33 protein-coding genes are annotated in these 26,022 nt (G+C 70.7%); 19 read left to right on the plus strand and 14 right to left on the minus strand.

The features are described 5' to 3' along the window. Positions 1–136: 136 nt before the first annotated feature. The 3 genes from J2754_RS10950 to J2754_RS10960 all read left to right on the plus strand — a co-directional run bounded on the left by J2754_RS10950 (position 137) and on the right by J2754_RS10960 (position 4,395). Complete coding sequence (locus tag J2754_RS10950; RefSeq protein WP_211087459.1) at positions 137–2,008, plus strand: PINc/VapC family ATPase; 1,872 nt, start codon at positions 137–139, stop codon at positions 2,006–2,008. A gap of 285 nt (positions 2,009–2,293) precedes the next feature. Beyond that, positions 2,294–2,581, plus strand: a complete 288-nt coding sequence (locus tag J2754_RS10955; protein WP_188876416.1) for an EMC6-like membrane protein — start codon at positions 2,294–2,296, stop codon at positions 2,579–2,581. A 2-nt stretch (positions 2,582–2,583) separates the two neighbouring features. Continuing rightward, entirely contained in the window at positions 2,584–4,395 is a 1,812-nt protein-coding gene (locus tag J2754_RS10960; RefSeq protein WP_211087460.1) for a ribosome biogenesis/translation initiation ATPase RLI, read from the plus strand. 460 nt (positions 4,396–4,855) lie between these two features. On the opposite strand, the gene J2754_RS10965 is transcribed toward J2754_RS10960, so the two are convergent. Continuing rightward, positions 4,856–5,377, minus strand: coding sequence for an archaemetzincin family Zn-dependent metalloprotease (locus J2754_RS10965; protein ID WP_188876412.1), 522 nt, complete (start codon positions 5,375–5,377; stop codon positions 4,856–4,858). 39 nt (positions 5,378–5,416) lie between these two features. On the opposite strand from J2754_RS10965, the gene J2754_RS10970 reads away from it, so the two are divergent. Genes J2754_RS10970 through npdG form a run of 4 tightly spaced genes read left to right on the plus strand, consistent with a single transcriptional unit; the run spans position 5,417 to position 7,813 of the window. Next, the gene (locus J2754_RS10970; RefSeq protein WP_188876410.1) at positions 5,417–5,824 is read left to right on the plus strand and encodes a UPF0146 family protein; all 408 of its coding nucleotides are present in this window, start codon (positions 5,417–5,419) and stop codon (positions 5,822–5,824) included. 35 nt (positions 5,825–5,859) lie between these two features. Continuing rightward, entirely contained in the window at positions 5,860–6,729 is an 870-nt protein-coding gene (locus J2754_RS10975) for a TIGR01548 family HAD-type hydrolase (protein WP_211087461.1), read from the plus strand. A gap of 1 nt (position 6,730) precedes the next feature. Next, complete coding sequence (locus J2754_RS10980; RefSeq protein WP_211087462.1) at positions 6,731–7,090, plus strand: hypothetical protein; 360 nt, start codon at positions 6,731–6,733, stop codon at positions 7,088–7,090. A gap of 54 nt (positions 7,091–7,144) precedes the next feature. Continuing rightward, positions 7,145–7,813 (plus strand): NADPH-dependent F420 reductase, encoded by a 669-nt coding sequence (gene npdG / locus J2754_RS10985; protein ID WP_211087463.1) that lies wholly within the window; start codon positions 7,145–7,147, stop codon positions 7,811–7,813. Positions 7,814–7,888: 75 nt separating this feature from the next. On the opposite strand, the gene trxA is transcribed toward npdG, so the two are convergent. Then, positions 7,889–8,158, minus strand: coding sequence for a thioredoxin (gene trxA, locus J2754_RS10990; protein ID WP_188872494.1), 270 nt, complete (start codon positions 8,156–8,158; stop codon positions 7,889–7,891). A gap of 177 nt (positions 8,159–8,335) precedes the next feature. Here trxA and J2754_RS10995 point away from each other — a divergent pair, with 177 nt between their 5' ends. The 5 genes from J2754_RS10995 (at position 8,336) to J2754_RS11015 (ending at position 11,027) form a co-directional block, all read left to right on the plus strand. Further along, complete coding sequence (locus tag J2754_RS10995; RefSeq protein WP_188876402.1) at positions 8,336–8,500, plus strand: preprotein translocase subunit Sec61beta; 165 nt, start codon at positions 8,336–8,338, stop codon at positions 8,498–8,500. Between the two features lie 38 nt (positions 8,501–8,538). Beyond that, positions 8,539–9,138 carry a pyridoxal 5'-phosphate synthase glutaminase subunit PdxT gene (gene pdxT, locus J2754_RS11000; RefSeq protein ID WP_211087464.1) on the plus strand — a complete coding sequence of 200 codons (600 nt, stop codon included), beginning with the start codon at positions 8,539–8,541 and terminating at the stop codon, positions 9,136–9,138. Positions 9,139–9,179: 41 nt separating this feature from the next. After that, positions 9,180–9,626 carry a bifunctional nuclease family protein gene (locus J2754_RS11005; RefSeq protein WP_211087531.1) on the plus strand — a complete coding sequence of 149 codons (447 nt, stop codon included), beginning with the start codon at positions 9,180–9,182 and terminating at the stop codon, positions 9,624–9,626. Beyond that, positions 9,623–9,955 (plus strand): phosphoribosyl-ATP diphosphatase, encoded by a 333-nt coding sequence (gene hisE / locus J2754_RS11010; RefSeq protein WP_211087465.1) that lies wholly within the window; start codon positions 9,623–9,625, stop codon positions 9,953–9,955. The genes J2754_RS11005 and hisE overlap by 4 nt, the downstream gene beginning before the upstream one ends. Positions 9,956–10,049: 94 nt before the next feature. Continuing rightward, positions 10,050–11,027 (plus strand): NOG1 family protein, encoded by a 978-nt coding sequence (locus tag J2754_RS11015; RefSeq protein ID WP_211087466.1) that lies wholly within the window; start codon positions 10,050–10,052, stop codon positions 11,025–11,027. 9 nt (positions 11,028–11,036) lie between these two features. Here the strand turns inward: J2754_RS11015 and J2754_RS11020 are convergent, their stop codons facing one another. Together J2754_RS11020 and J2754_RS11025 are read right to left on the minus strand one after the other, a co-directional pair. Further along, positions 11,037–12,410, minus strand: a complete 1,374-nt coding sequence (locus J2754_RS11020; RefSeq protein WP_211087467.1) for a TIGR00341 family protein — start codon at positions 12,408–12,410, stop codon at positions 11,037–11,039. 43 nt (positions 12,411–12,453) lie between these two features. After that, the gene (locus J2754_RS11025; RefSeq protein ID WP_211087468.1) at positions 12,454–13,221 is read right to left on the minus strand and encodes an SIMPL domain-containing protein; all 768 of its coding nucleotides are present in this window, start codon (positions 13,219–13,221) and stop codon (positions 12,454–12,456) included. Positions 13,222–13,324: 103 nt separating this feature from the next. Between J2754_RS11025 and engB the strand changes: the two genes are divergently transcribed. Then, positions 13,325–13,942, plus strand: coding sequence for a GTP-binding protein EngB (gene engB / locus J2754_RS11030; RefSeq protein WP_188876390.1), 618 nt, complete (start codon positions 13,325–13,327; stop codon positions 13,940–13,942). Between the two features lie 207 nt (positions 13,943–14,149). Here the strand turns inward: engB and J2754_RS11035 are convergent, their stop codons facing one another. From J2754_RS11035 to J2754_RS11050, 4 genes are all read right to left on the minus strand, one after another. Then, complete coding sequence (locus J2754_RS11035) at positions 14,150–14,527, minus strand: DUF7522 family protein (RefSeq protein ID WP_188876388.1); 378 nt, start codon at positions 14,525–14,527, stop codon at positions 14,150–14,152. 56 nt (positions 14,528–14,583) lie between these two features. Continuing rightward, positions 14,584–15,072 carry an SLC13 family permease gene (locus J2754_RS11040; RefSeq protein ID WP_211087469.1) on the minus strand — a complete coding sequence of 163 codons (489 nt, stop codon included), beginning with the start codon at positions 15,070–15,072 and terminating at the stop codon, positions 14,584–14,586. 1 nt (position 15,073) lies between these two features. Further along, positions 15,074–15,991 carry a D-2-hydroxyacid dehydrogenase gene (gene ddh, locus J2754_RS11045; protein WP_211087470.1) on the minus strand — a complete coding sequence of 306 codons (918 nt, stop codon included), beginning with the start codon at positions 15,989–15,991 and terminating at the stop codon, positions 15,074–15,076. 304 nt (positions 15,992–16,295) lie between these two features. Then, positions 16,296–17,537, minus strand: coding sequence for an NUDIX domain-containing protein (locus tag J2754_RS11050; RefSeq protein WP_211087471.1), 1,242 nt, complete (start codon positions 17,535–17,537; stop codon positions 16,296–16,298). 99 nt (positions 17,538–17,636) lie between these two features. Between J2754_RS11050 and J2754_RS11055 the strand changes: the two genes are divergently transcribed. Then, positions 17,637–18,395, plus strand: coding sequence for a coenzyme F420-0:L-glutamate ligase (locus tag J2754_RS11055; protein WP_211087472.1), 759 nt, complete (start codon positions 17,637–17,639; stop codon positions 18,393–18,395). Between the two features lie 30 nt (positions 18,396–18,425). Here J2754_RS11055 and J2754_RS11060 read toward each other — a convergent pair whose 3' ends face one another. After that, positions 18,426–18,614 (minus strand): hypothetical protein, encoded by a 189-nt coding sequence (locus J2754_RS11060; protein ID WP_211087473.1) that lies wholly within the window; start codon positions 18,612–18,614, stop codon positions 18,426–18,428. Between the two features lie 132 nt (positions 18,615–18,746). On the opposite strand from J2754_RS11060, the gene J2754_RS16475 reads away from it, so the two are divergent. The 5 genes from J2754_RS16475 to yciH all read left to right on the plus strand — a co-directional run bounded on the left by J2754_RS16475 (position 18,747) and on the right by yciH (position 23,374). Then, positions 18,747–18,881 carry a hypothetical protein gene (locus J2754_RS16475; RefSeq protein ID WP_281063872.1) on the plus strand — a complete coding sequence of 45 codons (135 nt, stop codon included), beginning with the start codon at positions 18,747–18,749 and terminating at the stop codon, positions 18,879–18,881. Positions 18,882–18,992: 111 nt separating this feature from the next. Then, a complete protein-coding gene (locus J2754_RS11065; protein ID WP_211087474.1) occupies positions 18,993–19,985 on the plus strand; it encodes an AAA family ATPase in 993 nt (330 codons plus the stop codon). Further along, positions 19,985–20,953, plus strand: a complete 969-nt coding sequence (locus J2754_RS11070) for a DUF58 domain-containing protein (RefSeq protein WP_211087475.1) — start codon at positions 19,985–19,987, stop codon at positions 20,951–20,953. Before J2754_RS11065 ends, J2754_RS11070 begins: the two co-directional genes overlap by 1 nt. Continuing rightward, entirely contained in the window at positions 20,950–23,022 is a 2,073-nt protein-coding gene (locus J2754_RS16625) for a transglutaminase domain-containing protein (protein WP_211087476.1), read from the plus strand. Before J2754_RS11070 ends, J2754_RS16625 begins: the two co-directional genes overlap by 4 nt. Before the next feature lie 58 nt (positions 23,023–23,080). Then, entirely contained in the window at positions 23,081–23,374 is a 294-nt protein-coding gene (gene yciH, locus J2754_RS11080; RefSeq protein WP_188872511.1) for a stress response translation initiation inhibitor YciH, read from the plus strand. A gap of 244 nt (positions 23,375–23,618) precedes the next feature. On the opposite strand, the gene J2754_RS11085 is transcribed toward yciH, so the two are convergent. The 5 genes from J2754_RS11085 to rimI all read right to left on the minus strand — a co-directional run bounded on the left by J2754_RS11085 (position 23,619) and on the right by rimI (position 25,978). Then, positions 23,619–23,984, minus strand: coding sequence for a rhodanese-like domain-containing protein (locus J2754_RS11085; protein WP_188876370.1), 366 nt, complete (start codon positions 23,982–23,984; stop codon positions 23,619–23,621). 39 nt (positions 23,985–24,023) lie between these two features. Then, the gene (locus J2754_RS11090; protein WP_211087477.1) at positions 24,024–24,566 is read right to left on the minus strand and encodes an NUDIX hydrolase; all 543 of its coding nucleotides are present in this window, start codon (positions 24,564–24,566) and stop codon (positions 24,024–24,026) included. Between the two features lie 80 nt (positions 24,567–24,646). Beyond that, positions 24,647–25,063 carry a DUF5809 family protein gene (locus tag J2754_RS11095; RefSeq protein ID WP_211087478.1) on the minus strand — a complete coding sequence of 139 codons (417 nt, stop codon included), beginning with the start codon at positions 25,061–25,063 and terminating at the stop codon, positions 24,647–24,649. Positions 25,064–25,086: 23 nt separating this feature from the next. Next, the gene (locus J2754_RS11100) at positions 25,087–25,488 is read right to left on the minus strand and encodes a DUF5810 domain-containing protein (RefSeq protein ID WP_342590119.1); all 402 of its coding nucleotides are present in this window, start codon (positions 25,486–25,488) and stop codon (positions 25,087–25,089) included. A 22-nt stretch (positions 25,489–25,510) separates the two neighbouring features. Then, positions 25,511–25,978, minus strand: a complete 468-nt coding sequence (gene rimI / locus J2754_RS11105; protein WP_211087479.1) for a ribosomal protein S18-alanine N-acetyltransferase — start codon at positions 25,976–25,978, stop codon at positions 25,511–25,513. Positions 25,979–26,022: the final 44 nt, after the last annotated feature.

The raw sequence follows: 26,022 nt of genomic DNA on the forward strand, positions 1-26,022 counted from the left end.
GACGCTCAAAAGATCCACAAGCGACGACCAATCTTACAAGAGACGCTCGCTACCGCTACACAACCGAGGTGTGAGGCTTAACTAAAGACGGATGCTTGGACACCCTTATCCGACACCGGCGAATAGGCGCGGGCATATGAAGATCGTCCCGGACACGAGCGTGGTCATCGACGGCCGCATCTCCCGACGCGTGGAGAGCGGCGAGTACGCCGGGGCCACCGTCTACGTGCCCGAGGCCGTCATCGGCGAGATCGAGGCCCAAGCGAACAGCGGGCGCGAGATCGGGTGGGACGGCCTCTCGGAGCTCCAGCGACTGGCCGAGCTCGCCGACGCAGGCGAGATCGACGTCGAGTACGTCGGCGAGCGCGCGAGCGAGGCGGAGATCCAGCGCGCCGCCGCCGGTGCCATCGACGCGAAGATCCGCGACCTCGCCGTCGCGCACGACGCGACGTTCGTGACGAGCGACATCGTGCAGGCCGAAGTGGCGAAGGCGAAAGGCGTCGAGGTCGAATACTTGGAGCCGGAGGCCCGCGAGGTCGAAGCGCTCGCCATCGAGCACTACTTCGACGAGGGGACGATGTCCGTCCACCTGAAGGAGGGCGTCGTTCCGATGGCGAAGCGCGGCGACGTCGGGAACATCACCTACCAGGAGATCGGCGAGACGCCGCTCGATACGGAGACCCTGAAGGAGTACGCGAGCGAGATCCGCGACACCGCGAAACGGAGCGACGACGCCTTCATCGAGCTCTCCGAGGAGGGCATGACGATCGCGCAGGTCCGCGACATGCGGATCGCGATCGCCACGCCGCCGTTCGCGGACGGCTTCGAGATCACCGCGGTGCGTCCCATCGTCAAGACGACGATGGCGGACTACGAGCACGAGGAAGACCTCAAGGAGCGCCTCCTGGAGCGCGATCGGGGCGTCCTGATCGCCGGCGCGCCGGGCGCGGGGAAATCCACGTTCGCGCAGGCCGTCGCCGAGTTCCTCGACGACAACGGCTACGTCGTGAAGACGATGGAGAAACCGCGCGACCTCCAAGTCGAAGAGGAGATCACGCAGTACACCGAGCTCGGCGGGTCGATGGAGAAGACCGCGGACTCGCTCCTGATGGTCCGGCCGGACTACACGATCTACGACGAGGTCCGCAAGACGGACGACTTCGAGGTCTTCAGCGACATGCGCCTCGCGGGCGTCGGGATGGTCGGCGTCGTCCACGCGACCCGTCCCATCGACGCCCTCCAGCGTCTCGTCGGCCGCGTCGAGCTCGGGATGATCCCGCAGATCGTCGACACGGTCGTCTACATCGAGGACGGGGACGTCGACACCGTCTACGACGTCACCACGAAGGTCAAGGTTCCCGAGGGGCTCATGGAGGAGGACCTCGCGCGGCCCGTCATCCAGGTCTCGGACTTCGAGACCGGGACGCCGGCCTACGAGATCTACACCTTCAACCGCCAGGTCGTCACCGTGCCGCTCGACGGCGAGGGCGGGGGGAGCGAGACCGGCGTGGACAAACTGGCGAAAAACGAGATCGAGCGCGAGGTCCGCTCGGCGACGCGCGGGCCCGTGGAGGTCGAACTCCGCAGCGGCAACGAGGCCGTCGTCTACGTCACCGAGGACGACATCAGCCACGTCATCGGAAAGGGCGGCGGGCGCATCCAGGACATCGAGAACCGCCTCGGCGTCACCATCGACGTGCGGACGTTCGAGGACAAGCCCGACCACGCGGGCGCGCCGGGTGACGGCGGGGGCGACGGCGGCGGTGCGAGCGCGGCCGAGGTCGGCGGCGAGGTCGTCACGCCCGAGATCACCGGCCAGCACATCATTATCCCGGTCACGGAAGCGAGCCCGGGCGAGACCGTCGAGGTCCGCGCGGACGGTGAATACCTCTGCACGGCGACGGTCGGGCGCGGCGGCGAGATCCAGATCTCGCGCGGATCGGCCATCGCGGAGGAGCTGGAGCGCGCCATCGACCGGGAGCTGCTGGTCACGGTCGTGCGGGAGTAGCGCGGAACCGGAGGTTCCGCGAACAGCAAGCGGGAGCGATAGCGACACGCGAGTAGCGCGGTTCCGAGCGTCAGCGAGGAACCGCGACGACGCGAACGGGGAGCGGAGCGACCCGTGAGTAGCGCGGAACTCTGGTTCCGCGGAGAAGTGAACGGGAAGCGCCGAACATGGTGGGGCGCGAGTAGCGCGGCGCGACGTGCCGCGGAGACGTGAACGCGCCAGACGGCCACAGGACGCGGCTTCGGCAAGCGAACGCCTTTTGCACCTCGCCCGCGGAGGGCGTGTATGACCGAGACACTCGACAAGCAGGCCGCACACCGGCGCGGCGTCACCGTGACGACGGTGGCGTGTCTCACCGGCGTGGCGGCCGGCCTCGGGGCGCACGTCGTCGCGTCCGGGGCGACCGATCGGCTCGGGGTCGCCCTCCTGGTCGCGGCGGCGGCGCTCAACCTCGGGATCGTCCGCGTCCTCGGCGTGGACGTCGAGGGCTTCTCCGCGAAGGATCACCTCTACACCGCGTTCATGACCTTCGCCCTCTGGTTCGTCACCTGGGGCGTCCTCCTCTCCGCGTAACGATGGCCGAGGACAGCATCGCGGTCGTCGACCTCGATCGGTGTCAGCCCGACCGCTGTAACTACGAGTGCGCGAACTTCTGCCCGCCGAACCGGACGGGAAAGGAGTGCATCACGCAGCGCGGCCCGGAGGCCGACGTGGGCGGATCCGACCAGATCCAGATCTCCGAGGAGATCTGTCTGGGCGAGACCTGCGGGATCTGCGTCGAGAAGTGCCCCTTCGACGCCATCGAGATCATCAACCTCCCCCAGGAGCTCGGCGACGAGCCGACGCACCGCTACGGGGAGAACTCCTTCGCGCTCTACGGTCTGCCGATCCCGGAGAAGGGGAAGGTGACCGGGATCCTCGGGCCGAACGGCATCGGGAAGTCGACGGCGATCAAGGCGCTCGCGGGCGAGATCACACCGAACCTCGGACACTTCGACGAGCCGCCGGGGTGGGACGCGGTCATCGACGAGTTCAGCGGCACCGAACTCCAGCCCTTCCTGCGGGGCGTCCGCGACGGCGAGATCGACGTCGCGCGCAAACCCCAGTACGTCGACCAGATCCCGAACTCCTTCGACGGGAACACGCGCGAGCTCCTGGAGTCGGCGGACGAGCGCGGCGTCGTCGACGAGCTCGCCGAGCGGCTCTCGATCGAGCCCGTCCTGGACAGCGAGATCGACACGCTCTCCGGCGGAGAGCTCCAGCGCGTCGCGCTCGCCGCGACGCTCGCGCGGGACGCGGACTTCTACTTCCTCGACGAGCTCACCCCGTATCTCGACATCGACCAGCGCGTCACCGCGGCGCGTCTCGTGCGCGAGCTCGCGGACGACGACCGCGCGATGCTCGTCGTCGAGCACGACCTCGCGGTCCTCGACCTGCTGGCGGACAGCGTCCACGTCGCGTACGGTGAGCCCTCCGCGTACGGGGTCATCACGTCCCCGAAGTCGACCCGCAACGGCATCAACGAGTACCTGCGCGGATATCTCGACAACGAGAACATGCGGATCCGTCCGGAGACGATCAAGTTCGAGGAGCACGCCCCGCGCGTCGCGTCGCGTTCGGAGACGCTCGTCGAGTACCCCGCGATGTCGAAGACGTACGGGGACGGGGCGTTCAGTCTCGACGTCGAAGCGGGCGAGATCAATCGCAACGAGGTGTTGGGGATCGTCGGGCCGAACGGCATCGGGAAATCGACGTTCGCGAAACTCCTCGCGGGACGTCTCACACCCGACGGTGGCGACCTCGATCTGGATCTGGACATCGCGTACAAGCCCCAGTACGTCGAGGTCGACCAGCACATGCGCGTCGACGCCTTCCTCTCCTCGATCACGGACGACTTCGGCTCCTCGTACTGGGAGACGGAGATCGCGGACCCGCTCCAGCTCGGCCGCATCATGGAGCAGAACCTCACGGACCTCTCCGGTGGGGAGCGCCAGCGCGTCGCCATCGCCGCGACGCTCTCGCGCGACGCGGACCTCTACCTCCTCGACGAGCCGAGCGCGCACCTCGACGTCGAACAGCGCGTCCTCGCGGCGCGCGCCATCCGGCGCTACGCGGAGAACCACGAGACGAGCGTCATGGTCATCGACCACGACATCTACACGATCGACCTGCTCTCCGATCGCCTGCTCGTCTTCGACGGCGAACCCGCCGCGCACGGCCATGCGAGCACGCCGCTCGGAATGCACGACGGCATGAACGAGTTCCTCGCCAACCTCGACATCACGTTCCGTCGGGACGAGAACGTGGGACGCCCGCGCATCAACAAACCCGACAGTCAAAAGGACAAACAGCAGAAGCGCGACGGCGAGTACTACTATACGCAGTAAGCGACCTCGACCGACGCCGAGCGCAGCGGGGCGCCGTCTCGGCGGGAGTTTCTGCGAGGGGCCATCGCCGACGGGCGACCCGAGCGCGAAGGAGATGCACGGAGACGTGACCGCCGTCCACGCCCAAGCCCGAGGGCCTCGGAGGCGTTCGTCGAGCGCCTTGCTGGTCGCGGAGACGGTGGCGGTGAGCGAACGCGAGGCGGACGCGGAGCGCGTCGAGGACGAAGGCGGCGACGTCGCCGTGATCCCGCGTTTCGGGGCGCGACCGGCTCGTCGAGAGAGTCAACGGCGTCGGGGCGCTATTGCGCTTCCCGGTGGGGTGAGCGGACACGGCGACGAGGGGACGACGGCGCGCGCGTCGCCGGGTGTCGCGGGGCGCGCCGGTGCGGATCGATCAGGGCACGCTGCCGGGTAGAGGCGTCTTCGGGGATGAACGGAGGGGTCGGGAGAGGGGAGCCGATCAGAGGACGAGTCGCTGACAGCTCCCGCAGAGCGTCTCTTCTTTCCGGTCGACTTGGGTGACCTGCGGGGAGAAGCTCATCGCGCAGCGGTTGTTGTCGCAGTGTTCGAGGCCGAGCGTGTGGCCGATTTCGTGGACGACCTCCTTGCGGACCCGGTCGGCGAAGATGTCGCTCGCGGAGCGCTGGCTGAAGCCGCCGTCCGAGGAGGTCTGGAGGCGGTGTGTGGAGACGACGCAGCCCCGGCCGTCGAGATAGGCGAGGCCGAAGACGTAGTTCCGCTGTCGGTAGAAGAGGTCGACGGGCGTGACGGCGACGTTCTTCCCGCCGCCGCCGGCGCGGCGTGCGACCTCGATGAAGGGCTCCGCCCGGTACTGTCGACGTCCCGAATCGTAGGCGTCCTCCGGGACGTCCTGCGCCGCCGCGACGGAGACCTCGCAGTCGTAGACACGGCGGAGACCCGACGACGCCTCGCGTTTCACCGTCGCGGGGACGTCGCCGATGGGGACGATATCGACGCGCATACGAAGGGCTATGCCGCCTCGACGCATAAACATCCCGCCGTGGAATCGACACACGCGGACGCGCTCGCGGACGGACTCGTCGATCTCGTCGGACGCGACCGCGCTCGGTTCGTCGAGGTCGGGGTCGGACACAGCACGGCCGTCGCGGCGGCGCTCGCCGAGCGGGGCTGTCGCGTCCGCGCCACGGACGTGCACGAGCGCGAGACGCCCGGGGGCGTGCGCTTCGTCCGCGACGACGTCACGGCGCCGGACCGGGGCGTCTACGCCGACGCCGATGGCGTCTACGCACTGAACTGTCCACCGGAGCTCCACCGGCCGCTCGCGGAAGTCGCGCGGACGGCCGGAGCGCGCTGTGGGTTCACGACACTCGGCGGCGATCAGCCCGCCGTCCCCGTCGAGCGGCGGACGATCGGCCCGGAGACGCTGTACGTGGCGCGGCCGAGGTAGAAACCCCTTTGCCGGGCCGCGACGGAGAACGAGCCATGCAGGTCGACACCGTCGTGCTCGACGTCGACGGGGTGCTCGTGGACGTCGCGGACTCCTACCGGCGCGCCATCGTGGAGTCCGTCGAGCGCGTCCACGGCGATACGATCGCGAAGGCCGACGTACAGGCCTTCAAGGACGCCGGCGGCTTCAACAACGACTGGACGCTCAGCGACGCCGCCGCGCTCTACGTACTCGCCTCGCGCGAGGGGTTGGCGATGGACGTCGGGGCGTACACGGACGAGATCGCGAAACGCGGCGGCGGCCTCGACGCCGCGGAAGCCGTCGTCGAGAGCGCGCTCGACGGCGACGCGCGCGAGCGCGTCTACGACGCGTGGGACCCGGCGGAACTCCGGGCGGTCTTCCAAGCGCTCTACCTCGGGAGCGAGCGCTACGCCGAGATCGAGGGCGGGACGCCGCCCGTCGACGCGTCAGGGTTCATCGCGGACGAGCCCGTCATCGTCACGCCGGAGACGATCGACCGTCTCACCGGGGAGTACTGCGTCTGCGTGCTGACCGGCCGGCCGGAGGCGGAGGCCGAAATCGCGTTAGCGCGCGCCGGCCTCGACGTGCCCGCGGAGCGGCGCTTCACGATGGACGACTGGGAGGAGGGGAAACCGCACCCGCGCGCGCTCGTCGCCCTAGCCGAACGCTGCGGCGCGGAATCGGTCGCGTTCGCCGGTGACACCCTCGACGACGTCGAGACCGCGACGAACGCGGCCGAGGCGGACCCGGAGCGCACGTACTACGGCGTCGGCGTCCTCACCGGCGGCCTCACCGGCGAGGAGGGACGTCGGAAGTACGAGGAGGCGGGCGCCTCGATCGTCGTCGACTCCGTGAACGACCTCCCCGACCTCCTGGAGGGATAGGATGGCGCGCCCGCGCGGCACCGTCACCGGCGGCCTCGTCGTCTCGTTCCTCCTCGCCGCCGCGCTCCTCACCGCGCCGCCGTTGTTCGTCCTCTACGGTCTCGGTGCGACCCTATTCACCGTCCCGGCCGTCCACCTGCTCCGCGAGGAGGCGGCCGACCGCGGCGACGTCCGGCGACGCTGCCTCGCGGGCCTCGGCGGGGCGTTCGTCACCACGTTCGCCCTCGGTCGCCTCGTCGCGTTCCTCGTGCCGACGGCCGGGGACCCCGCACACCTGCTGCTCGACTGCGTGGCGGTCTTCTGCGGCCTCCTCGCGGGCGGCCTGCTCGTCGCGGGCGGCTACGACCGCGTCATCGACTGAGGCAACGCTCACGCAACGCAGAACCCTTATTCGCGCGGCCGTCAACCGTCGGGTATGCGTATCGCGCTACTCGGCGGCACGGGAGACATCGGCGAAGGCCTCGCGCTCCGCTGGGCCTACGACACCGACCACGAGGTCCTCATCGGCTCGCGCGACCCCGAGAAGGCGCGCGCGAAAGCCGAGGAGTACGAGACCGAACTCGACAGCCGCGGGCTCGACCGCGCTGTCAAGGGCTTCGACAACGAGATGGCGGCCGACCGAGCCGACATCGTCGTCCTCGCCGTCCCCGCCTACCACGTCGGCGACGTCGTCGAGGGCGTCGCGGACGTCGTCGACGAGGACACGATCCTCGTCAGTCCCGCGGTCGGGATGAGCCGCGACGACGACGGCATGCACTACAACCCGCCGGGCGTCGGCAGTATCACCGAGCTCGTCCAGCGCCGCGCTCCCGAGGACGTCCGCGTCGTCGGCGCGTTCCACAACCTCGCCGCCGACCGTCTCGCCAACCTCGACGTCGAGTTCGACCTCGACACGCTCGTCGTCGGCGACGACGAGGACGCCCGCGACCTCGTCGCCGACCTCGGGGCGGAGATCGAAGGACTCCGCGTCCTCGACGCCGGACCCGCTGCCAACGCCGCCGAGGTCGAATCCGTCACCCCGCTCGTCATCAACATCGCCATGAACAACGACGGGATGCACGACGTCGGCGTCCGCTACCTGTAGCCGCCGCTGTGCGGCGCGGCGTCGAGAGAAACGGGACGGTCGGGATCGGGATCCGTGAGATCGTCGGGGTCGCGTCTACGCGCCGGCTTCCTCGAAGGCGTCTTCGAGCTTCTCGGACTGCGTGACGCCGACGAAACGCTCGACGACGCCGTCGTCGTTCTCGACGACGATAGTGGGGATCGAACGCACCTGATACTCGTTGGCGACGTCCTGATTCTCGTCGACGTCGACCTTCTCGAAGGTGACGCGGTCGCCCCACTCCTCTTCGAGTTCTTCGAGGATCGGGTCCTGGGTCTTGCACGGACCACACCAGTCGGCGTAGAAGTCCTTCAGGGTGACAGTCATCGTTCTGTGTCGAACTAGGCCGGGCCACGCCGATAAGGATTACTCACGGAACGGCGATTGCCGTTACCCGGAGCCGTCACCGTGGACGGCGGGTAGCGGCCGTGCGTAGCGACGCGCGCGCCGGTAGGGGGAAACGCGTCCGCAAGGGTTAGGGTGGTGGACGCCGGAGTGGGGTGTATGAGCAGTGGCCAGAACTCCGGCGGCCTGATGTCGAGCGCCGGGCTCGTCCGGTACTTCGACTCCGAGGGGCGGAACGCGATTCGAATCAACCCGAAGAGCGTGATGGCGTTCGGCGCCCTCTTCGGCGTCCTCGTCGTCATGCTGAACGCGCTCACGGTCTGAGCCGGGAGCCTTTTTCACTCCGCGGTCCAAGTAGCGGTATGACACTCGAAGTCGGTGTCGTCGCCGTCCAGGGCGACGTCTCCGAACACGGCGACGCCGTCCGCCGAGCGGTGGCGAACCACGGCGAGGACGCCGTCGTCCACGAGGTGCGGAGCGCGGGCGTCGTGCCCGATTGCGATCTGTTACTCCTCCCGGGCGGCGAATCGACGGCCATCTCGCGCCTCCTCGAACGCGAGGGCATCGGCGAGGAGATCGTCGCACACGTCGAGGCGGCGAAGCCCGTGCTGGCGACCTGCGCGGGCCTGATCGTCGCCTCGCGTGACGCGCGCGACGAGCGCGTGGAGACGCTCGGGCTCGTGGACGCGACGGTCGACCGGAACGCGTTCGGTCGGCAGGTGGACAGCTTCGAGGCGCCGCTCGACGTCGCGGGCCTGGACGACCCGTTCCCCGCGGTGTTCATCCGTGCGCCGCTCATCGACGACGTCGGTGACGACGTGGACGTGCTGGCGTCGTGGGACGGGCAGCCGGTGGCGGTCCGCGACGGCCCGGTCGTCGGGACGTCGTTCCACCCGGAGCTGACCGCGGACGCGCGCATCCACGACCTGGCCTTCTTCGAGAACGCGGAGGCGACGCCGTGAGCGCCGACGCCGATCCGGGGTCGGGGGCGGGAGACGATCGCCTGGAGGCGACCATCGCGGGCGTGAAGGTCGCGGGGACGTCGGACGGTCCGGCGCCCGTCGTGCTCATAGGCGTGGCGGAGGAGGCGGACGTCCTCCCGATCTTCATCGCGGTGGAGGAAGCGATGAGCATCGCACACGGCCTCGACGCCGCGGACGTCGGCCGACCGCTCACGCACGACCTGCTCCTCGACGTGATCGAGGAGCTCGGCGGTCGGCTGCTCGACGTCGAGATCCGCGCGGAGTCGCACGGGACGTACTACGCGGACGTCAATCTGCGGACGCCGCGAGGGGAGACGACGGTGGACGCGCGTCCGAGCGACGCGCTCGCGCTCGCGGCGCGGACCGATGCCCCGATCGGCGTCGACGCCGGCGTGTTCGAGGCCGGGCGCCGCGAGCGGGCGGCGTTCGACGACCTCCGGGACATCCGGGAGGTGGCGGCGGAATGAGCGACGAGCGCGATGACGGCGACGGGGGCGAACGTGACGGAGAGGGGGAGGTGCTCGAAGACCTCTTCGACGTCATCGAGGCACGCAAGGAGACGCTCCCCGAGGACTCCTACACGGCGTCGCTGTTCACCCACGAGAAGGGCGAGAACCGGGTGTTGGAGAAGGTCGGCGAGGAGTCAACGGAGTTCGTCCTCGCGGCGAAGGACGACGACGGTGCGGAGATGGCCGAAGAGGGCGCGGACCTCGTCTACCACCTGCTCGTCGCGCTCTCGATGCACGACGTGGACGTCGAGGAGCTGCTCGACGTCCTCCGCGAGCGACAGGGATAGGCGAGCGTCGGACGACGGCGGCGCGCCGTGCGTCTCGGTGACGCCCTGAGGCGGCGATACGTGCGTTTTTACGGCTCGCCGAACTATGGCGACTATGATCTTCGAGGACCTTCCGACGACGCCCACGTCGGAGGAGCTGCTCGACAAGGCGTTCTCGCGAGCGGCGCGGGCGGGCCGGGCGAAGTCGGGCGTCGAGGCGCAGGAGTCGATGTTGCAGACGGCGTCGAACGTTTTGAGCGACAACCTCCAGAACGTCGTGACGGCGTGGCCGGACTTCGACGAGGTGGACCCGTTCTACCGCGAGCTCGCGGACGCCGTCGTCGGCGTGGACGCGGCGCGCACGCACCTCTCCGAGGTGACGTGGGCGTCGCGGAAGACGAAGTCGCTCGGTCGGGAGTACATCGGTCGACTCCCGCGCGAGGACGCGGACGCGGCGAAGAAGCTCCGCAAGCAGGCGTTCGCGCGGATGGGGTCCGTCCTCCGCGAGATCGAGGACGACCTCCAGTTCCTCAACGAGGCCCGGGACGACCTCAAGACCTTCCCGGACATCCGGCCGGACGAGCCCGCGATCGTCGTCGCCGGCTACCCGAACGTCGGGAAGTCCTCGTTCGTGAACGCGGTGACGAGCGCGCGCAACGAGACCGCCCAATACCCCTTCACGACGAAGGGAGTGCGCGTCGGCCACGTGGAGCGCGAGCGCATCCGCTATCAGCTCGTCGACACGCCGGGGCTCCTCGACCGGCCCGCCGACGAGCGCAACGACATCGAAGCGCAGGCCGTCTCGGCGCTGACGCACCTCGCGGACGCCGTGCTCTTCGTCGTGGACGCCTCCGGGACCTGTGGCTACCCGCTCGACGACCAGCTCGCCCTGCGCGCGGACGTGTACGAGACGTTCGTCGAGGGGACGGAGGGCGAGATCGGCTTCGTCACGGTCTGCAACAAGAGCGACCTCTCGACGGACGTCGAGGCGGACGCCTACATGAGCGTCGAGACCGACGAGGGCGTCGAGGACGTCCTCACCGCGGCGATCGATGCGACGGGCTACGAGCTCGAACTCCCGACGCGGGACTGAGGGCGGCGCTTAGCCGGCGGCGGTCGGCCCCCGCGTCGGTCGGACGAGAGCGGCGGTCGCGTCCGTCGCGGGCGTGACGTCGCCCCCGGCGGTCTGTATCTCCACGAAGCGGACCTGCACGGCGACGTCGTACCCCGTCGCCGCGTTGATCTCCCGCTTAAGCGTCTCGGCGAGGTCGGGATACGTCGTCCCGTCCGGCCGGCCGACGGTGAGCACCACCCGATCCGGCGGGGAGATCGGCGACGGCGTCCGGGCGTACGTCACTTCGACGTCGACGAGCGAGAGGGCGGCGTACTCGCCGCTCTCGAAGGTGTCCTGTACCTCCATCCGCGTCGTCTCCTCGAACTGCCCGTGCTGGTAGGAGGAGTAGGTGACGCCACCGAGGAACACCGAGAGGACGGCGATCGCGACGGCGAGCACGGCGATGCGCTTGAGCGTGGCGCTGCGCGCCTCGCTGAGGCGGAACCAGTGTTCGGGCCGGTAGCCCTGGTACCAGAGGACGGCGAGCGCCGCGAGGTTGATCGAGAGGAAGTTGACGAGCACGAGGACCGTCGAGCCGACGACGGTCGTCGGCAGCCCCCACGCGAGGCCGATGCCGATGACGGCGGTCGGCGGGACGAGGGCGGCGGCGATCATGACGCCGACGAGCGCCGTCGAGACGCCCGACGAGAGGCTGAACGCGCCGGCGACCCCGGCGGCGAGCGCGACGGCGAGCGAGAGGAAGTCGGGGGTGAGCCGCTCGCGGATCTGTCCGATCGAGAGCAGTTCCGCGGGGGAGAGCGGCGGAACGAGGTGGACGGTCCGCGCGAGGAACGCGAACCCGGCGGCGGCGGCGACGGCGGCGCCGAACCCGATCGCCTGGAGTTTGACGCCGCGGAGGAACATCTCGCGGTCGTCGATCACCGTGCCGACGCTCGTCGCCATCGCCGGCCCGATCAGCGGCGCGATGACCATCGAGCCGACGACGACCGCCGGGGAGTCGAGGAGGAGGCCCGCGGCCGCGACGACGGCCGAGACGACCGTCATCACGAGGAACGGACCGAGTTTCGGTGCGAGGTCGGTCGCCTTCGCCGTGATCTCCTCGCGGGCGATGCGATCCTCGGACTCGTCCGCCTCGTAGCGCTCCTGCAGCTCCTCGAACTTCGTCGAGACGACGGTCTCGGCGTCCACGACGACGGTGTACGCGTCGCGTTCGAGGCCGGCCTCCCGGAGCGCGTCGAGGACGTCCTCGACGGCCTGCGTCGGGAGGGGAAAGTAGACGACGCCGGTGTACCCCTGGCTCCCGGTCTCGTCCGTGACGACGTAGTCGATCCCGCGCTCCTCTAGCTCCGCGAGAATGGTCTCTCGCTTACCGGCGGGGACGACGACTTGGACCAGACGCACGCTCTGACGTGCACCCGGGCCGAAGAAAAGCGTGTGGGAACCGTTACGCCGCGGTGTAGGTCGTCTGTACCGAGACGGAGACCGAGACCGGCGCGTCGTCGATGACCGTGCGATCGGCGCTCGCGCCGCCGCTCGTCGCGGTCTCGTACGCGACGGGGCCGTAGCCGCCACCGACGGAGACGGTCTTCAGACCCGTCACGGACAGACCGGCGGCGTCGGCGGCCGCGTCGGCCTGCGAGCGCGCGTCGTCCATCGCGGCGTGGATGGCCTCACTCCGGAGGTCCGCGCGCGTCTCCGAGGAGAGCGTGAAGCGAACGCCGTCGACGCGGTTCGCACCGCCCGCCACCGCGGCGTCGAGCACGTCACCCGCCCGATCGGGGTCCTGCACGGTGACCGCGAAGGCGTGAACGGCCTCGTAGCCGTCCGTCGTCGTCGTGCCGTCCTCGTTGTTCACCGTGCGCTCCCGGACGCGGTAGGCGGTCGTCTCGATGTCGTCGCTCGCCACGCCCGCGTCGGCGAGCGCCTCGCGGAGGGAGGACGTGTTGCGCGCGACGGCGGCGCGCGCGTCGTCGGCCGAGTCAGCGTGCGCGGTGACCGCGACGGAGACGACCGCCTGATCGGGGTCGGCGGACGCCGATCCGGAAGCGGAGACGTCGATCGTCGTCGCGTTCGACGTCTGATCGGCCGGCGACGCCGTCTGAGCGGGGGCGGGGGCGGTCCCACCGCCCGTCCCGGCTGCGGCGACGCCGGCGATACCGACGCCGACGACGGTGAGCAATGCGAGCAGTACGAACGTTGCGTTGCGACGCATACCCTCCCGAAGGAGCGCAGCGAACGTCAACACGTCGGAGGGTGAAACGGCGGTTTGTCCCACGCGACGAAAGACACAACCGCGCCGCGCGGCTACGTCACCCATGTTCGAGAGCCGACCGGAACGAGACGCGGAGATCGTCCTCCTCGGCCGGTCGAACGTCGGGAAGTCCACGCTGATGCGCGAGATCACCGGCCACGACTTCACCACCGGCGGGAAGCCCGGCGTCACGCGCCAGCCGAACCACTACGACTGGGCCCCCGAATCGTTCGTCGTCACCGACCTCCCCGGCTTCGGATTCATGTCCGGCGTCGAGGAGGACAGACAGGAGTCGATCAAGACCGACATCGTCCGCTACGTGGAGGAGCACGCCGACGCGATCCTCGCCGGCGTGATCGTCCTCGACGGGAAGGCCGCCGTCGACATCATCGATCGTCACACCACCGAGGAGGAGATCCCGCACGCCGTCGAGCTCTACGGCTTCCTCCGAGAGCTCGGCATCCCGCCCGTCCTCGCCGTGAACAAGATGGACAAGGTCGACGACCGGGACGAGCGTCTGAACGACATCGCGGACCGCTTCGGTCTCGTGCCGCCGTGGGAGCAGTGGCGCGACACCATCGCGCCCGTCACCGCCAAGAAGGGCGACATCGACGCGCTCGACGAGGCGATCCGCGTCCACCTCGAAGCCGCGAAACGCGACGACCTCAAGAAGTTCTTCTAAGCGACCTTTTTCGACCTCGGGTCGCCACGGGCGACCGCTCGGTCCGGAAAGCTCGGCGAAAAAGTCCCGCGCGCCTTCGGCGCGCGGATCGCAGCGACGGTGCGGTCACCGCTCCGCGACGGCCACCGCTACACCACCCCGAGGCTTCGCGTCACCGCGTTTCGGGAGTCGGGGAGCGGGCGAGCGCGCCGAATCTACTGCGCGACGCTACACGACGTCGTCGAGTCGGTCGGCGACGAACTCGATGAACGAGTCCTGCTGGGCGAAGTAGTCGGCGTCGACAGCGATCGAGACGCCGGTCGTCTCCGAGACGGGAAAATGTAACTCGACGGCATCCGCGAAGTACGTGACGTTACAGCGGAGTTCGCCGTGGTGTTCGCGGAAGACGTCGTCGACGTAGGCGGCCTCGAACGACTTGAACCGCATCTCCTCGACGCCGCGCTCGATGCCCTCCTCGTCGTAGTCGGCGGCGACGTCGTCGCGGAGGTAGCGGATCTCGTAATCCGACTCGGTGTAGACGACGACCGATCGGAGGTCGTCGCCGACGCGCTCGCGCAGATCCGTTACCGTGCCCCGTGTTCGCATACAGAAGAACCGTGCTAGTCGAGACAACAAAAGCGTTCCGTCGGGTGGTTTCGGCGTCAGACCCAGACGAGGAGCGCGACGGCGAGCGCGGAGGTGACGACGCTGACCGGGAGGCCGACGGCGACGAGACACCGAACGGGGAAATCGACGCCGCGGCGGGCCGCGCCTTCGAGGACGATGAGCGACGCGGCGAACGCGACGGGCGTGGCGTTGCCGGCGAGCGTCGCCACGGCGGAGAGGACGAGCCACCCCTCGTGGGTGGAAACGCCGGCGGAGAGCACGAGGACGGCGGGGACGTTGCTCACGAGGTTCGAGAGCGCGAACGCCGCCGCGCCGAGCGAGAGGCCGTCGATGACGTGCGCTTCGAGCGCGGGGACGATCGGCGTCGTCCGGAGGCCGGCGACGAGGACGAACATCCCCACGAAGAGGACGAGCAGCGTCCAATCGACGTCGCGGAGAACCTCGCCGCCGGGTTCCCGGCGGGCGAAGAGGAGCGCGAACGCCGCGACGACGAGCGCGGCGGTGAGCGGCCAGGGGAGCGACACGTCAGGCGACGCGATTGACGACGTCCGCGCCGTCGTCGCGGCGGAGGGTCGTCCGGACGATCCGGGCGACGGCTTCGGGGTACGCCCGGTCGAGCGGCGCGGCGTGAGGCGTGACGAGCACGTCGTCGAGGTCCCAGAGCGGCGACGACTCGGGGAGGGGTTCGGTCTCGAAGACGTCGAGCGCCGCGCCAGCGAGGGCGTCGGCGTCCAGCGCCGCGATCAGCGCGTCCTCGTCGACGACCGCGCCGCGAGCGACGTTCACGAGGTAGGCGTCGTCGCGCATCGCGGCGAGGACGTCGGCGTCGATCAGGCCGCGCGTCGCATCGGTGAGCGGGACGGCGACCGCGACGAAGCGGGCGTCCGAAATGGCCTCGTGGAGTCGATCGGGCGTGTAGACGGTGCGCGTGTGCGGCGTTCGCGTCGGGGTGCGGCGCACGCCGTCGACGCGCATCCCGATGGCGTCCGCGCGCGTGGCGATCCCCCGACCGAGCGTGCCGAGGCCGACGACGGTGAGTCGCTCGTCCCGGAGCGTGAACGGGGTGTCCCACGCCGGCGTCGTCCACGATCTCTCCGTCTGGGCGTCGCGGTACTCGTGGAGGCGGCGGGCGAGCGAGAGCATCAGTCCGAGCGCCGTCTCGCCGACCGACGTCCCGTGGATGCCGGTCGAGTTCGTCACCACTGTGCCGGCGTCGCGGTACGCGTCGAGGGGGAAGTCGTCGTAGCCCGCGCGGATACAGTGCACCCAGTCGAGGCCGACGAACGCGTCCACGTGACCGAACGTGACGACGGCGTCGACGCCCGTGACGTCGTCGTCGACCACCGATACGTCCGCGTCGACGTCTCGGAGGCGTTCGGCGAGTACCGCGGGCGGACAGACCGCCCGGACGGAGTCGTGAACGCCGAGACGGGAGACATCCATGGGAGTGTCTACCGAGAAATCCGGGTTCAATCTTGCGGAAGGGGGCGACTCGGGAGAAAGGCCTCGTCACAAGGGGCTCGGAGGGGGTAACTCCTCGTCACCGTCGCCCACGCGGACCGTGGGCCCGCGCGTCTAAACGCCTTTCGAGGCGCGGGGTCCGCGATCGGACCGGGAGCGCGTTCATCCGCGATGGCGGACGGAGGTGGCGGTGTGCGCTACCGCGCGGCCCGGGTGGGAAACGCGAAATCCGACGGACGATCCACCCGGGCACGGCGTCCGTCGTGTCCATCGGAGCCCGCGCCGCCTACTGCCATGCGCGGAGGGCCGAGAGGTCTGCGGCGACGGCCTCGACGTCCGCGGGATCGAGGACGCCGTCTTCCGTGACGACGCGCGTCACGAGCGACGCGGGCGTGACGTCGAACAGGGGGTTCACGACGTCGAGGGGTGCGTCGCCGTCGTAGAGCTCCGTCGGCGAGGCGGCCTCTAAGTCGGGGTCGTCGGGGTCCGTCTCGGGGGCGACCTTGTCGGTCGCGCAGACCGCGTAGACGGGGACGTCCACGGCGGCGGCGGCGAGCGCCGCGGCGCGCGTCCCGACCTTGTTCACGACGCTCCCGTCCCGTAACACGGTGTCCGCACCGACGAGCACCGCGTCGACGGCCGCGACGAGCGACGCGACCGCGGCGTCCGTCGTGAGCGTCACGTCGAGGCCCGCATCGCCGAGGCGTTCGGCGGTGACGACGCCCTCGCGGCCGGTCCGCGACTCCGCGACGACGACGCGGTCCGGATCGGCGCCGACGATGGCGTCGCGGACCGTCCGGGAGCGCGAGAGCGTCAGGAGCGAGGCGTCGGCGAGTTCGGCCGCGGCGGTCGCGGCGGCGTCGCGGTCGGCGGCGAGTGCCGCGTCGATCACCGCGCTCGCGCTCGCCAGGACCGCGTCGGCGTCGGCATCGGCGGCGTCCGCGACGACGCGGTTCACGCGGTTGACGACGGCGGCCATGCCCTCGCGTGCGGTCAACAGCTCGCGCGCCGTCCCGAGCAGGGCGTCGTAGTCGGCTCCGCTCGCGGCGTCGTCCCGCAGGACCTCGCAGGCCCGAACGGAGAGGTAAGCGGAACCGTGCGTCCCGTCGTCGCGCACGCTCTCGACCGACGGCCGGACGCGGTCGTACGAGGTCCAGAGGTCGGGGACCGTCTCGCGCTCGCGGATGGCCGTCGGCGGGACCCACTCGTAGCCCGCGGTCTCGTAGTTCGGCGTCACGTCGCGCGTGTCGCAGTCGAAGAGGAACGGGTGGACGATCCACCGGGTTCCGCGCTCGTCGTCGGTGACGGCGAACGGCTCGTCCGCGCGGACGAGCGTCGCGTCGGCCTCAGGGTCGATCCCCGTCTCCTCGCGGATCTCGACGCGCGCCTGCGCGGCCGGGTGGTCCTCGGCGTGTCCGGCGACGGCGCCCCACCGGCCCGCGTAGGAGCCGACGTCCTCGCTCCGCCGGAAGAGCAGGACGTCGGTGCCGTTGCGTAGGAAGACGGTGACGACGTGTGTCTCCTCCATGCCGACGCTCGGGGCGGCGCGCGGTTAGGTTCAGGGGCCGCGTCACGTCGGGGGTCGCGGGATCGGCGGTCCTTTAGCGGCGCCGGCGGAAGTGCGAGTATGGAAGCGTTCGCAGTTCCGGGGCTCCCCGAGTTCGAGACGGGCGACGACATCGCGACCGCGATCGAGGCCGCGTGCGACCTCCGCGGGGACGACGTGATCTGCGTGGCGAGCACGATCGTCTCGAAGGTCGAGGGGCGGACGGCCACCCTCGCGGACTACCCGGCGGGGCCGCGCGCACGCGAGATCGCGGCGCGCTTCGAGGAGCAGACCGGCGAGGAGCGCGACCCGCGCTTCGCTCAGGCCGTCCTGGAGGAGTCGACCGACCTCGTGATGGACGAGCCGTTCCTCCTCACGGAGACCCGGTTCGGGCACGTCGGCGTGAACGCCGGGATCGACCGCTCGAACACGGGCGGGGCCGAACTCCTCCTCCTTCCGAAGCGACCGAGCGAGTCGGCGCGGCGCATCCGCGAGCGCCTCTCCGTGGACGCGTCGGTCGTCGTCACGGACACCTCGGGGCGGCCGTTCCGCCACGGGCAAACGGGCGTGGCGATCGGGTGGGCGGGGATGCCGGCGTCGCGCGACTGGCGCGGTGAGACCGACCGCGACGGTCACGAGCTCGAGGTCACGGTCGAGTCGGTCGTCGACGAACTCGCCGCGACGGCGAACCTCGTCTCCGGCGAGGGCGACGACGGGACGCCCGCCGTCGTCGTCCGCGACTGGACGTTCGGCGACCACGAGGGGAGCGAGAACCTCTATCGGGGCGTCGAGGGCGACTTCGTCCGGCAGGCGCTCCGCGAGTGGCACTACGAACAGTAGGCCGACGACGGTGGGCCGACGCGAGTCCCGTTAGCGGGGCTGGCCGTCGACGAAGCCGGTGTCCGCGCCACCCACGAGGTCAGCGAGCGCGCCGCCGCCGAGGTAGACGGAGACGACGCCGATGACGGCGAAGAGCGCGACGCTACACACGACGAGGAGCGCGGGGATGATGCCGAACGCGCCGAGGAGAATGTCGGCGAAGACGATGGGGCTTGCCATGCCCGAAGCGACGTCGGCCGGCCTCTTAGCTCCTGGTGGTTCTCTCCGCCGAGAGCGACGCGGGGACGAGCGGGCGATCGCGGGCGCGTCTCGGGGTGAGGGATTATCCGCCCGCTTCCCCTACGGGGCGGTGTGAGCGAAACAGACGTCGGCGTCGTCTGCCGAGTGGCACCCGGCGGAGACGCGTGCGAGGCGTGCGGTTCGGACGCAAAAACGCGCTGGCGGACCGAACGGGGGTGGTGCTGTGCGGAGTGCACGGACTGGTGAGACGCCGACGGCCCGAGACGGTGACGGCGGCACGAGGCGTCCGGTAGGCGGGTCGATCTCGGGCGCGCGGGTGGCGCGCACCGCGGGACGCACGAGCGAGGGTGACCGCCCGTGACGGAGGGGTCGACGACGGCAGCGGCGGACGCGGATCGTAGCGTCGACCCGCTTCCGGTCGCGGAGGCACGCGCGCTCGTCGAGCGCGTCACGGAGAACGTCGGGACGGTCGTCGTCGGGAAGACGGACGTCGTCGAGGACGCGCTCGTCGCGCTCCTCGCGCGCGGCCATCTCCTCTTGGAGGACGTTCCCGGCGTCGGGAAGACGATGCTCGCGCGGGCGCTCGCCGGCTCGATCGACGGGACGTTTTCCCGCGTCCAGTTCACGCCCGACCTGCTCCCGAGCGACGTCACCGGAGCGAGCGTCTTCGATGAGGCCGACGGGGAGTTCGACTTCCAGCCGGGCCCGGTGTTCGGCAACGTCGTCCTCGGCGACGAGATCAACCGCGCGCCGCCGAAGACGCAGAGCGCGCTCCTGGAAGCGATGGAGGAGGGACAGGTGACGGTCGACGGGGAAGCGCACGCGCTTCCCGATCCGTTCTTCGTCGTCGCCACGCAGAACGCCGTCGAGCGCGACCGGGTGTACGACCTCCCGGTGGCGGAGGTCGATCGCTTCACGAAGAAGTGCACGCTCGGCTACCCCGACGTCGAAGAGGAGATCGAGGTGCTCGGGCGCGTCGTCGGTCACCATCCGGTGGACGACGTCGAACCGGTCACCGACGTCGCGGCGCTCCGACGGGCGCGCGAGACGACGGCGCGCGTCGACACCGCGGAGCCGGTGCGCCGGTACGTCGCGCGGCTCGTCGCGGAGACCCGAGAGCGGGCCGCGCTCGGCGCCAGCCCGCGAGGCGGCGTCGCGCTCCTCCGGTGTGCGCAGGCGCGCGCCGTGCTCGACGGGCGCGACTACGTCGTCCCCGACGACGTGAAGCGAGAGGCACCGAGCGTTCTCACGCACCGCGTGCGCGCCGACGCCGGCGCCGAACTCGGCGGCCCGGACGCCGGGCGCGTCGTCTCGCGCGCGCTCGACGTCGTCGATCCCGAAGCGCCGTGATGCGACCCACCGGCCGCGGCGTCGTCGTCGCCGCGATCGCGCTGGCGGGGTTCGTGAGCGCACGAGCGTTCGGACCGCGCTCGCTGAACGCCGTCGTCGTCCCCGCCGTCTGCGCGTTCGGCCTCGCCGCGTTCCTCGTCGCGCGCGCCGACGCGCCGCGCGTCGCCCGTAGCTCCCCGGCGGACGGCTTTCCCGGCGACGAGCGGCGCGTTTCGCTCGTCGTCGAGGGCGACGGCGCGCTCGTCACCGTGCGGGACGCGCTCGGGTCGGGACTCGATGGCGGCGGAACGATCAGAACCGTCGCCGACGGCCGCGAGGAGGCGTACGACGTCACGCTCCGGGAGCGCGGTCGGCACGCCCTCGGGCCTGCGACGGTCGTCGTGAACGACCCGTTCGGGCTGTGGCAACGGTCGTTCGGGGGGGCGGGGCGCGCCGAGGTGGTCGTCTACCCGACGGTCGTGCCGCTCGCCGCGCCGCCGCGCGCGCTCGCCGGGACGGTCGGAGCCGCCGGCGGGCGCAGCGAGTTCGCGGGCGTCCGCGAGTACGTCCACGGCGATCCGCTGCGCGACGTGAACTGGAAGGCGTCGGCGAAGCGGCCGGAGGAGTACCTCGTCACGACCTACGCGGGCGACGGCTCGGACGCGCGCGTCGTCATCGCCGTCGACCTCCGCGAGGGCGGGGATCCCGACCGGGCCGCGATCGCCGCGGCGAGCGTCGCCATCGCGTGTCTCGACGGCGGCGTGGCCGTCGGCCTCCGCACGCCGGACGGCGCGCTCGAACCCGCGAGCGACGCGGCGGCGCGGCGACGCGTCCTCGAACTCCTCGCCGATCTCGACCGATCGGGACCCACGGAGGTGGACCGCGAGAGCGCGCGCGTCGTCGTCCGCGCGGACGGCGATGGGGTGACGGTCGACATCGACGGCGAGGCGCGACCCGCGGTGGAACTCCTCGGGGAGGGGGCGGCGTGACGCGACACGTCCCCGTGCTCGGGCGGTGCACGCCGGCCCGGATCGCCGCGCTCGCCTGCGTCGCCGTCCTGTCCGCGTCGTCCCTCGCCGTCCTCTACCACGTCGTCGACGTCGTCGGCGATCTGCGGCTGTTCTGGGCCGTGCTCTTCGGGTCGCTGTGTCTCGCCGCGCTCGCGCAGGCCGTTCGACCGCGATACGCGCTCGCCGTCGGGGTCGCCCTCCTCGGCGCGGGGCTGCTCGCGTACGTCAGTACGGCGCCCGAGAGCTACACGCGCTCGCTCACCGTCGCGCAGGTCGCCGACGACGCCGTCACACTCCTCACCGGCTACTCGGTGTTGCGGATGGTGAACGTCCTCGTCTGGGCGCTCGCCGTGGTTCCCGCACCCGCGTTCCTCACGTGGTACTTCGCCTTCCGGGAGCGATACGCGCCGGCGGTCGGCGTCGCCGGGCTCGCGCTCGGCTTCTTCGTGCTCACCGGTGACAGCACCGGCACCGCGACGCTCGTCGGCGCGCTCGCCGCCGCCGGAGCGGTCGGCTTCGGGACCCTCGACGCCCACGGCGCGACCCGGGAACAGGTCGAAACGGTCGGCGTCGCCCTCGCGCTCGTGGCCGTCGCGCCGGTCGTCGTGTCGGTCGCGCCGGGCGGGAGCGGGGCGACGTTCGGCGCGGCGGACACCGCACCGACGACGAGCCTGACCAGCGCCGAGGAGCGGATCGGACTCGGCGGGGCGATCGACCTCTCGCCGACCGTCCAGTTCGTCGTCCGCGCCGACCGACCGGGCTACTGGCGCGTCGGCACCTACGACCGCTACACGGGGAGCGGCTGGATCCGGACCGGCGAGTCCGGGACGCTCGCGGGACCCGAGGGAGCGGACGAGCGCGTCGCCCAGCGCGTCACCGCGAAGCGACCGCTCTCCGCGATGCCGGCGATCGCCGAGCCGGTCGCCGTCGACGGCGTCGACTACCGCGTGACGAGCGGCGGAACCCCGGTCCCCGAGGGCGTCCTGGCTACGAACGAGAGCTACCGGGTCGTCAGCGAGCGGTTGCGAAGCGGCCAGCGCGCGCTCTACGCCGCCGGAACGGACTACCCGGACGAGATCGAGCGCCGGTATCTCCAAGTACCGGACACGACCGGCGGCGAGGTGGACGCGCTCGCCGCCGACGTGACCGCGAACGCGTCGACGCCGCACGCGAAGGCCCGAGCGATCGAGCGCTGGCTGGAGCGGACGAAGACCTACTCGCTCGACGCGCCGGCGGCGAACGACCACCTCGTTCGGACGTTTCTCCTCGACACCGAGACCGGCTACTGCGTCCACTACGCCAGCGCGATGGTCGTCATGCTCCGTGCGGAGGGCGTTCCGGCCCGCTTCGTCACCGGCTACACGCCGGACGAGCAGACCGGCCTCGGGACGTGGACCGTCCGCGGCGTCGACTCGCACGCCTGGGTCGAGGTCTACGCACCCGACACCGGCTGGGTCCGATTCGATCCGACGCCCGCCGACGCGCGCATCGACGCCGAGGAAGCCGCGATCGCAAACGCGACCGGGACGGGTAGCGAGACGACGGACGACGACCGGACCACGTCGACCTCGACTGCGACGACGACCTCGACGACGACCACGTCGACGTCCTCGGTCACCGCGAACGCGACGCCGGTGACGACGGTCGGCGGAGCGGAGGGAGCGCGCGGGTCGACGCTCCCCGGTCCCCGGACGCTCCTGCTCTGGGCCGTCGTCGCGCTCGGAATCGCCGCCGTCGCCCGGCGCCTCGGACTCCTCACGCGCGGGTATCGGGCGCTCTGGGTTCGCTGGCTCCCCGACGGCGACCCCGACGCGGTCGTCGGGGGCGCACACGAGCGGATGCTGTACGTGCTCGCCCGGCGATACCGGCCGCGCGCCTCGGGAGAGACCGTCCGGGGGTACCTGGACGCGATCGACGCGTCGGCGCCCGCGCGGCGTCTCGCGGCCCTTCACGAGCGCGCGCGCTATCGGGGTGACGTCGGGACCGACGAGGCCGACGAGGCCCGCCGGGCGCTCCGTGCGCTCCGCGACGAAAACGGCCGCCCGTAGCCGGTTCGGAGCGTCTGGCGACAGTATTTTGTAGCCCGACACCAAACCGATACCCGTAATGTCGGACGTATGCTCGACGTGCGGATTGCCCGATGAACTCTGCGTCTGCGAGGACGTCGCCAAGGAGTCCCAGCAGATCACAATCCGCATCGACGAGCGCCGCTACGGGAAGGAAGTCACCGTCGTCGAGGGACTCGACCCGAAGGACGTCGACCTCGACAGTCTCTCCTCGGACCTCAAATCCAAGTTCGCGTGCGGTGGCACGGTCGAGGACGGAGAGATCGAACTACAGGGGAACCACTCGGGGCGTATCGAGGACTTCCTCCGAAACAAGGGCTTCAACGTCGCCTGAGCGACGACCGTTTCGCTCGCGCGCCTCGCGCGCCGGCGAACCGTTCGGATCTCGCGCGTTCGGCGTCACCAGAACGGCCCCACCGGCCGGATGGCGAACGAGACGCGTCGCGTCTCGGTGACGGTGACGCGAGCGGGCGTCGGAGCCCGTAGCGCTCCGCCCCCGCTCCCCGTGTTCTGTCACGCTGTGCATCGCATAGCGACGGCGCCGCTCGGTGGGAGACGAGCGGTGCAGTGAAGGTGCGTTAGAACGGCGCTTCGGGACCCTCGTCCGGGTCGCGCTCGGCGTCGTCGCCGCTTTCGAGGGTACCGTCCCACGCCACGAGACCGCCGGCCATGCTCTGGACGGTCGCGTCGGCGTCGACGCCCTCGTACGAGGCGATGAGGTTCGCGGCCTGGACGCTCGATTGGCCGTGCGGGCAGACGGTAACGACGTGCTCCGCGCCGGCGAAGCGCTCGACATCGCGGGTGAGCGCGGCGAACGGAACGTTCTCGCTCCCGGGGATGTGGCCCTGCGCGTACGTACCCTCCGGGCGGATGTCGACGATCCGGACGTCCGCGTCGTCCTCCACGAGCGCGGCGACTTCCTCGGGCGTGATCTCGCCGTCCATACGTGCGTGGATGGCCGTCCGCGCGGATAAGCGCCGCGATCAATCCAAGTAGCCGTCCGCCTGCGCGAGGAGCACGCCCTCGATTGTGGCGTCGTTCGCCGGGTGTTCGCGGGCGCGTGCCAGCGCGTCGTCCGCGGGAACGCGCGTCACCGTGAGGAACTCGTTGTCGTCGAGGTCGCGGTCGGTCTCGGTGAGGTCCGTCGCGACGACGATCCCCCGATCGTGGCGGAGGACGCCGGTACTGCACGCGAACGATTCGAGGAGCGTGACGTCGCCGGCGAGCAGACCCGCCTCCTCCCGGAGTTCGCGGCGCGCGGCGGTCTCGTAGTCCTCGCCGTCCTCGACGATCCCGGCGACGAGTTCGAGGCAGTGCTCGCGGATGACTGGGCGATACTGCTCGACGAAAACGACGTCGTCGCCGTCGATGGCGAGGACGACGGCGGCGTCCGGGAGGGCGGCCCAGTAGTAGTCCTTCTCGGTGCCGTTCGGCTGTCTCACGCGGTCGTAGCCGCCGGTGTACCAGCTGGTCTCGTACTCGCGCTCGCGCTCGACGACGGGCCACGGGTCGGCCGTCCAGTCCATGTCCCCGCGAGGGCGGGGCGGTACAAAGCCGTGCGGAATCCGCGGGTGCGGTGCCGAGCGATCACCGAGGGCGGACGGGTCTAGACGACGTCGCTGTAGAAGCGGCCGTGGACGATCCGCCGCAGCGTGGCGACGGCCGCGTCCGGTTCGTTCTGATACGTCGCCGCGACCACCGTGTCCGCGAACGGGACGACGTGCCAGACGGCCCGCTCGACGTTCTCGCTCCCGTTCAGTCGAACGTCGAGGTCCGGACGCTCCTCGCGGAAGGCCTCGAACTCCGCTTTCGTCCCGAGGGACACGACGAGCAGCGACGCGAAGAGCGCGTCGCGGGCCGTCTCGACGACGTCGCTCGTGACCCGCTCGCGGTACTCCTCGCGGTCGAAGTCCATCGCCTTCGCCGTCTCGCGGCTCACCGTCTGAGCGGCCGCTCCGAGTTCGCGGTACTGCTCGCTCGCCTCCGCCGCCGTCTCCGGGGCCAGAAATCCGCGTTCCTCCATGGGCGAGCGAGGAGCGCGCGACCCTACTCGGTTTCGCCTTCGGACGCCGGCTGGTCGTCGCCGGTCATCTCCCGGGTCATCTCCGCGGCCTCCTCGAGGATCCGTTGGGCCTCGTCGTCGAGCGCGCCGCGGGCCGCACCGGCGCCGCCCTGAGCGCCGCTCCCGCCCCCGCGGGCGTGATCGTGGCCCTCGACCGGGTGCGTGTCGACGTCGAAGTCGACCGTCTCGGCGTGCGCGGTGACGCGCGGCGCGAGGTCCTCGGTCCCGCCCGATTCCCACCCGGGCGCGTGCTCGTCGAGCCACGACTCGTGGGCGTCGTCGCCCGTCACCGCGGCGAACGCGAGGTGATCGGCGAGGTGCTCGGCGTCGGGAACGTGCTCGTCACAGACCGGACAGGCGTAGCCCATGTGGGCGAGAAGGGCCACGACGGCAAAAATCGTGGCGACCTCAGAGGCGCGCGACCATCACGAACGCGTCCTCGCCGTCCGAGTAGTACCGCGGTAGCGTGCGGAGATACTCGAAGTCGAAGTCCCGATAGAGCGAGATCGCGCCGTCGTTCGAACGCCGGACTTCGAGTTTGGCGCTCTGGACGCCCTGGGCCCGGAGCACGCCCAGTCCGCGGGAGACGAGCGTGTGGCCGAGCCCGGCGCCTCGCGCGTCGGGGTGGACCGCGATGTCCTTCACGTGACCGAGCGGGCGCCCGTGGTTCGGGATCGTGTCCGCGACGACGTAGCCCGCGACGCCGTCGGCGTCGTCCACGACGAGGAATCCCGGATTCCCGAGATGGCGCTCGAACGCCGAGAACGGCCACGGCTGTTCGAAGGACGCCTTCTCGATCCGGAAGACCTCGAGGAGGTCCTCCCGCCGCGCCTGGCGGACACCGTCGTGTTCGACGCGGTCAGCGGCCGTCGTCACGCGATTGACTACCGGACGGGAGGATATGTACTCTGTGGCCCGTG

Source organism: Halarchaeum nitratireducens (assembly GCF_017874695.1).
GTDB classification, from domain to species: Archaea; Halobacteriota; Halobacteria; order Halobacteriales; family Halobacteriaceae; genus Halarchaeum; species Halarchaeum nitratireducens.

What these genes read in the sequence shown, in the direction of transcription:
- J2754_RS10955 (WP_188876416.1), top strand. Translation starts at nt 2,294, where the DNA reads ATGACCGAGACACTCGACAAGCAGGCCGCACACCGGCGCGGCGTCACC.
- pdxT (WP_211087464.1), top strand. Translation starts at nt 8,539, where the DNA reads ATGACACTCGAAGTCGGTGTCGTCGCCGTCCAGGGCGACGTCTCCGAA.
- yciH (WP_188872511.1), top strand. Translation starts at nt 23,081, where the DNA reads ATGTCGGACGTATGCTCGACGTGCGGATTGCCCGATGAACTCTGCGTC.
- J2754_RS10995 (WP_188876402.1), top strand. Translation starts at nt 8,336, where the DNA reads ATGAGCAGTGGCCAGAACTCCGGCGGCCTGATGTCGAGCGCCGGGCTC.
- engB (WP_188876390.1), top strand. Translation starts at nt 13,325, where the DNA reads ATGTTCGAGAGCCGACCGGAACGAGACGCGGAGATCGTCCTCCTCGGC.
- trxA (WP_188872494.1), bottom strand. Translation starts at nt 8,158, where the DNA reads ATGACTGTCACCCTGAAGGACTTCTACGCCGACTGGTGTGGTCCGTGC.
- J2754_RS11095 (WP_211087478.1), bottom strand. Translation starts at nt 25,063, where the DNA reads ATGGAGGAACGCGGATTTCTGGCCCCGGAGACGGCGGCGGAGGCGAGC.
- J2754_RS10980 (WP_211087462.1), top strand. Translation starts at nt 6,731, where the DNA reads ATGGCGCGCCCGCGCGGCACCGTCACCGGCGGCCTCGTCGTCTCGTTC.
- J2754_RS11055 (WP_211087472.1), top strand. Translation starts at nt 17,637, where the DNA reads ATGGAAGCGTTCGCAGTTCCGGGGCTCCCCGAGTTCGAGACGGGCGAC.
- J2754_RS11090 (WP_211087477.1), bottom strand. Translation starts at nt 24,566, where the DNA reads ATGGACTGGACGGCCGACCCGTGGCCCGTCGTCGAGCGCGAGCGCGAG.
- J2754_RS11035 (WP_188876388.1), bottom strand. Translation starts at nt 14,527, where the DNA reads ATGCGAACACGGGGCACGGTAACGGATCTGCGCGAGCGCGTCGGCGAC.
- J2754_RS11085 (WP_188876370.1), bottom strand. Translation starts at nt 23,984, where the DNA reads ATGGACGGCGAGATCACGCCCGAGGAAGTCGCCGCGCTCGTGGAGGAC.
- hisE (WP_211087465.1), top strand. Translation starts at nt 9,623, where the DNA reads ATGAGCGACGAGCGCGATGACGGCGACGGGGGCGAACGTGACGGAGAG.
- J2754_RS10975 (WP_211087461.1), top strand. Translation starts at nt 5,860, where the DNA reads ATGCAGGTCGACACCGTCGTGCTCGACGTCGACGGGGTGCTCGTGGAC.
- J2754_RS11070 (WP_211087475.1), top strand. Translation starts at nt 19,985, where the DNA reads ATGCGACCCACCGGCCGCGGCGTCGTCGTCGCCGCGATCGCGCTGGCG.
- J2754_RS10950 (WP_211087459.1), top strand. Translation starts at nt 137, where the DNA reads ATGAAGATCGTCCCGGACACGAGCGTGGTCATCGACGGCCGCATCTCC.
- J2754_RS11060 (WP_211087473.1), bottom strand. Translation starts at nt 18,614, where the DNA reads ATGGCAAGCCCCATCGTCTTCGCCGACATTCTCCTCGGCGCGTTCGGC.
- J2754_RS10965 (WP_188876412.1), bottom strand. Translation starts at nt 5,377, where the DNA reads ATGCGCGTCGATATCGTCCCCATCGGCGACGTCCCCGCGACGGTGAAA.
- npdG (WP_211087463.1), top strand. Translation starts at nt 7,145, where the DNA reads ATGCGTATCGCGCTACTCGGCGGCACGGGAGACATCGGCGAAGGCCTC.
- J2754_RS10960 (WP_211087460.1), top strand. Translation starts at nt 2,584, where the DNA reads ATGGCCGAGGACAGCATCGCGGTCGTCGACCTCGATCGGTGTCAGCCC.
- J2754_RS11015 (WP_211087466.1), top strand. Translation starts at nt 10,050, where the DNA reads ATGATCTTCGAGGACCTTCCGACGACGCCCACGTCGGAGGAGCTGCTC.
- J2754_RS11025 (WP_211087468.1), bottom strand. Translation starts at nt 13,221, where the DNA reads ATGCGTCGCAACGCAACGTTCGTACTGCTCGCATTGCTCACCGTCGTC.
- ddh (WP_211087470.1), bottom strand. Translation starts at nt 15,991, where the DNA reads ATGGATGTCTCCCGTCTCGGCGTTCACGACTCCGTCCGGGCGGTCTGT.
- J2754_RS11050 (WP_211087471.1), bottom strand. Translation starts at nt 17,537, where the DNA reads ATGGAGGAGACACACGTCGTCACCGTCTTCCTACGCAACGGCACCGAC.